At 67.4% G+C, this 5,301-nt stretch carries 4 protein-coding genes and 2 pseudogenes; 3 read left to right on the forward strand and 3 right to left on the reverse strand.

Annotated features, from left to right (window positions below; all coding sequences use genetic code 11):
• Together NKF06_RS19660 and NKF06_RS19665 are read left to right on the forward strand one after the other, a co-directional pair.
• A pseudogene (locus tag NKF06_RS19660) lies at positions 1 to 210 on the forward strand (phosphoribosyltransferase); the annotation flags it as partial.
• 98 nt (positions 211 to 308) lie between these two features.
• A complete protein-coding gene (locus tag NKF06_RS19665) occupies positions 309 to 1,439 on the forward strand; it encodes a 60S ribosomal export protein NMD3 (RefSeq protein WP_253246370.1) in 1,131 nt (376 codons plus the stop codon).
• A gap of 132 nt (positions 1,440 to 1,571) precedes the next feature.
• On the opposite strand, the gene NKF06_RS19670 is transcribed toward NKF06_RS19665, so the two are convergent.
• The 3 genes from NKF06_RS19670 to NKF06_RS19680 all read right to left on the reverse strand — a co-directional run bounded on the left by NKF06_RS19670 (position 1,572) and on the right by NKF06_RS19680 (position 4,376).
• Positions 1,572 to 1,766 (reverse strand): UPF0175 family protein, encoded by a 195-nt coding sequence (locus NKF06_RS19670; RefSeq protein WP_008091125.1) that lies wholly within the window; start codon positions 1,764 to 1,766, stop codon positions 1,572 to 1,574.
• 405 nt (positions 1,767 to 2,171) lie between these two features.
• Positions 2,172 to 4,091 (reverse strand): ATP-dependent DNA helicase, encoded by a 1,920-nt coding sequence (locus tag NKF06_RS19675; protein ID WP_253246371.1) that lies wholly within the window; start codon positions 4,089 to 4,091, stop codon positions 2,172 to 2,174.
• 81 nt (positions 4,092 to 4,172) lie between these two features.
• The gene (locus NKF06_RS19680) at positions 4,173 to 4,376 is read right to left on the reverse strand and encodes a hypothetical protein (RefSeq protein ID WP_004045177.1); all 204 of its coding nucleotides are present in this window, start codon (positions 4,374 to 4,376) and stop codon (positions 4,173 to 4,175) included.
• A gap of 117 nt (positions 4,377 to 4,493) precedes the next feature.
• On the opposite strand from NKF06_RS19680, the pseudogene NKF06_RS19685 reads away from it, so the two are divergent.
• Positions 4,494 to 5,301 (forward strand): annotated as a pseudogene (locus NKF06_RS19685) (YkgJ family cysteine cluster protein); the annotation flags it as partial.

Consider the following 5,301-nt stretch of genomic DNA (forward strand, 5'->3'; position numbering starts at 1 on the left):
GTCGTCGCCGGCGGCGCGGAGCGCGTCGTCCTCGCGGTCCCGGTCGGCCCGCCGCACACTCTCTCGGACCTCGAAGCCGAGTGCGACGCGGTCGTCGCGGTCGAGTCGCCGGAGGCGTTCGGGGCCGTCGGCGCGTTCTACCGCGACTTCGTGCAGGTGTCAGACGAGGAGGCCGCGTCGTACCTCCGCGACGGGGCGGACGGAGACTGAGACGGCTCACGGCTGCCGAGGCACATATCGACGACAGCCGGCGTTCACCGGCGAGCCGTGACGCCGAACTTAAGCGGTCGAACGGACTAGAGCCGTCAATGAGCGAATCCCGCGACTTCTGCCCTCGGTGCGGCGACCCGGTTCCGGAGCGACCGGAACCGCTCCCCGGGATGCCGCGCGAGCGCGACGACGTGCTCTGCGACTCGTGTTACTTCGAGGACTTCGACCTCGTGGACGCACCTGACGAGGTGCAGGTCCGCGTCTGCGCGCAGTGCGGCGCGATTCACCGGGGGAACCGGTGGGTCGACGTCGGCGCGCGCGACTACACCGACATCGCCATCGAGGAGGTATCGAACTCCCTCGGCGTCCACCTCAACGCCGAGGAGGTCCGCTGGGGCGTCGAACCCGAGCAGATAGACGAGAACAACATCCGGATGCACTGCCACTTCTCGGGCGTCGTCCGCGGCACGCCGCTGGAGGAGTCCGTCGTCGTCCCGGTGAGCATCGCCCGCGAGACCTGCCAGCGCTGCGGCCGCATCGCAGGCGGCTACTTCGCCAGCCTCGTGCAGGTCCGCGCCGACGACCGGACGCCGACGACGGACGAGGCCGAGACGGCCATCGAGATCGCCGAGTCCTACATCGCGGAACGCGAGGAGAAAGGCGACCGCGACGCGTTCATCTCGAGTATCAAGCGGACACCCAACGGCCCGAACATCAAGATTTCGACCAACAAGATGGGAAGCGGTGTCGCAAAGCAGATTCGCGAGCGCTTCGGCGGTACCATCGAGGAACACCCGACGCTCGTCACGGAGGACGGCGACGGCAACGAGGTCTACCGCGTCACGTTCGTCGCCCGCCTGCCGCGGTTTACCGCCGGCGACGTCATCGACCCCGAAGACGGCGACGGGCCGGTCCTCGTGCGGAGCAACCGCGGTCGGCTCAAGGGGACGCGTCTCACCTCGGGCGACTCCTACGAGTCGGAGTTCGAGGAGGGCGAGCGGCCCGAAGCCGAGGACCTTGGCTCCGTCGAGGACGCGGCGGAGACCACCGTCGTCACCGTCGAGGACGAACACGCCGTGCAGGTGCTCGACCCCGAGACGTACGAGGCGAAGACCATCCCGCGGCCGGACTATTTCGACCCCGACGCCACGATGGTGCCGGTCCTCAAGAGCCAGTCGGGACTACACATCCTCCCGGACGAGGTCGTCGAAGACGAGGACGAGGAGTAAGCAGACCGCAACGAGGAGAGACGGAACGCGGTGGCGACGGCGTTTGCGCTTTTACGAATCGTGAGTCGACCGACAACTGAACAGGAAAAGCGGCCGCTCAGGAACGAGAGATAATCGAACGACGGAGCAGAATCAGTCGGCGCTGGCCGGCCGGTCCGTCGAGAGGGACGCGGCCGGAGCGTCGTCTTCGTGCACGGGCACACCGTGGCGCTGGAGGGCGAGGAGCAGGTCGTCCTCGGAGTAGCCGGAGCGAGCGGCCGCCTGCGAGAGTGTGAGTGTCCCACTACGATACAGTGTCATCGCCGTGGCGAGTGCGTTGGTGTGCATGGCCGATACTCCACCATTCAGGGGCATTGGTGTTAACTATTTCGTGAGAAAGCGTGTCAAAGACGAAGTTAGGAGAGATATAGCTTTACAAACGATATCCTATTTTCGCATCTAGTTTGCCAAACAGACAAGCGCATTAACAATCATTGAGGAAATGTGTCGGAGGCGGCGACTCTCTTGGACACTATGGCGATTTTTGCCGCTCGAACGGGACGAGATGGCATGACACCGTGATGGCGGGCGCATCCGCCGAGCGTCGGTTATCACTCGTGCGAACCGGTGCAGAAGCGTTAATTACCGGCCGTCCAACGCACGGCCATGGACCGACAGCAGGTTATCGCGCTGACGCTCGTCGCGCTCATGATTGGGTCGGCGCTGCTCTCTGGGGCCAGCCTCTTCCTGTAATCACTCGCCCCACACGTCGGAAAGCGGGTGGTTGCTCCGGCCGCTGTCGTCGGAGCCGCCGGACGAGCCGCCGCTACCGCGACCGCCGGAACTACCGGCCGACGTGCCACCGGAGCCACCAGAACCACCGGTACGGGTCCCCGAAGAACCCGAACCGCGAGTCGAATCGCGCCGCGAGCCAGAACCCGCACCCGACGCTCCGGACGACCGGGTCGTCGAGCCGCCGAGGTTCGCGGTCCCGCCGGTCGGGTTGCCCGCGTTGCCCCCGCGGCCGCCCGCCGCGACGGGGTCGAACTCGGGGAGGTCGGGTTTCGTCATCCGGTCGACCTGTGCCGCGAACCAGTCGGGCATGTCGGTCCGCGTCTTGTCGAACAGTTGGAGCAGACTGCTGTCGGCGACGTAGGTGTCGCCGTAGTCGTCGGGCGCGCGCACGACACGACCACACGCCTGAATCACGGTTCGGAGGGCGGCACGGCGGTACCACGCCCACTGGCCGTCTTCGAGGCGGCGGGCGACTCTGGAGTCGTTCGTGTTGAGATACGGCGCTTTACAGAGCACCTGCCAGCGACAGAGGTCGCCTTTCAGGTCCAGCGCCTCCTCCATCTTCACGGAGAGGAACACCTCCGGGCGGTCGGTCGCCTTCCACGTCTCCAGTTCCACGTTTCGGTCGTCGCGGTCGTGGCCGCGGACGCGGTTGCCGAGGCCCATCTCGGCGAGTCGGCGGCGAAGCTCCGCCTGAATCGCGTAGGAGTGGCAGTGAATCAGCCCCTTCTCGTCGGGGTGTTTCGCCATCAGGCGAACGACGAGGCGGGCGATTTTGGGGAGCGTCTCGTCGCGGTGTTCGTAGGTCATCTTCCCCTGCGTCACGTCGTACAGCGGCCGGTTCTCGACGGGGAACGTATGTTCCACGTCCACGAGCGCGACCTTCGAGGGGTCGAGGCCGACCGACCGGCAGAACGCCGCCTTGTTGAGGATTGTCGCCGACAGGAGCGCGAACTTGTTCCCGCGGTCCCAGACGGTGTGTTTGAGGTACTTCGCGGGGTCGAGCGGCTTGATAGCGATGGGCGACCCCTCGCCGTCGTGCTGGTCGACGACCCACGTCGTCGGGCTCTGGGGGTCGCGGTAGTCCTCGACGAACCACTGCAGCTCGCCGATGAGTTCCTGCAGGCGGTCGCGGCGGGCGGCCTCCTCGGGCGTCAGGTCGGACTTCGTGAGCAACTCGTCTTTCTCGCGCTTGCAGACGCCGGCGAGCGTCTCCGCGAAGCGCGAGGCGCGTTCGACGGGGTCGCCCGCGGCCGTCACGTCGGGGACGCCGATGTCGTCCCACACCGGCACGGTCCGGGGCTTCAGGTCGATAGTCGCGTACATCTCGGCCCACTCGGCCAGCCCGTGGGCCTCGTCGACGACGACCACGTCGCGCTTTCGGAACACGTCGGAGCCGGCGGTCTGCATGAAGTACGCGAGCGTCATCGCCGCGATTTGACGGTTCGAGGCGATGGCGCGGTCGGAGAAGTACGGACAGCGGTGCCGGACCGAGCAGTCGAAGCCGCGCTTCCGGGCGCAGGGTGCGCGGTCGACCGGGGTGTCCTCCTCGCCGCGGATGATGCAGTTGTAGTTGGACTTACCGCGGATTATCTTGAGGTCCGAAAGCAGGTCGTCCTCAGCCACGTCGTCGAGTTGCGAGACCTGTGGGGTCGTGTAATAGGCGTCGGTCGCCTGCGCGGGCGAGGTCTCGTCCACGGTCGCCGCTGACCCCGCGATGGCGCGGGCGAGAAGCGACTTACCGCTCCCGGTCGGCGCGCGGACCAAGACCACGTCGTTGCCGTCGGCGAAGGCGTCGCGGATATCGCGCAGGGCCTGCTCCTGCGCGCCGCGGAAACTGGGGGCCGGAAACGAGTCGATGATGCGCGACGGGTCCACGGTCGATGGAGTCCTCGGACGGGCCTAAATCCACCGCTCCGGGGTGCGGTCGCGGCATCATCGAACGCGAGAAAACCGAGTCTAAAGCGCCGCCACGTCCTCAGCGGTCGGTTCGCGGTCGCCCGGCAGTCGCTCCATGCAGTCGAAACAAAGGAAGTGCTCGGAACCGTCGACGAGTTCCAACGTCATCCCGCCGGACGAGGAGGTGGGGAAGTTCCAGAGGTCGCCGATGCCGCCGGCGATGCGGACGCCCTTCCCGCAGGCGTCGCACGGTTCGGAGGTCATGTGAGAACTGAGGACCTGAGGCGACAAAAGCGCCCCGCCGCGTTGTCGGAGCCGTAATCGGCCGGCGTCGCCGACCCGCCGGGAGACTCTTGTCGGCTGGCGTATAACTTTCGTGGCATGCGCGTCGATTGCGAAGGCTGTGCGGGCTGCTGTATCGACTGGCGACCGGTCGCGCCGGTCCCGCTCGACCACGAGCGCCGCGGGCCGCGCGCGCCGCTCGACGACACCTACAACCTCGTCCCGCTGACCCGCGACGAGATTCGGGACTTCGTTGAGGCCGGCCTCGGCGACGTCCTCACCCCGCGACTGTGGGAAGCGTCGCCGGGCGAGGGCGTCGAAATCGACGGCGTCGAACTCGCGGCCATCGCCGGGAAGCCGGCGTTCTTCGTCGGCATGCGCACGCCGCCGAAGCCCGTCGCGCCGTTCGGCCTGGAGCGGACGTGGCTCCGCGCCTGCGCGTTTCTCGACCCCGAGACCCTCCAGTGTCGCATTCACGACACCGAGTTCTATCCCGACGAGTGTGCCGAGTATCCGGGCCACAACCTCGTCCTCGGAAAAGAGACCGAGTGCGAGCGCGTCGAGCGACACTACGGCGGCGAGCGCCTGCTCGACAACACGCCCCCGGACGACCTCCACGGCCTGCTCCTCGGTCCTCATGCCCTCGGCGCGAAGGTGTTCGTCCACCCCGAGCCCGAGCGATTGGCGGGGACCATCGAACACCTCAAACACGCGATCTGACACCGGAGGACCGCGCGGAGTTCGTCGGTGTCGCGGTCGGGTCGCACCCCGGGTCGACGGAGGTCGACGACGACCGCGCCTCGCGAGCGCGTGCGAAGACGCTCGAAAGCGAGTCGTGGGCGGGCGGTGCAGTCGCCGCGTGGGAGGCCGTCGCCGGTCGCCTCGGGAGCGCGGCCGACGGAGCACC

This window comes from Haloferax sp. AB510 (assembly GCF_024136985.1).
Taxonomy (GTDB): Archaea; Halobacteriota; Halobacteria; order Halobacteriales; family Haloferacaceae; genus Haloferax.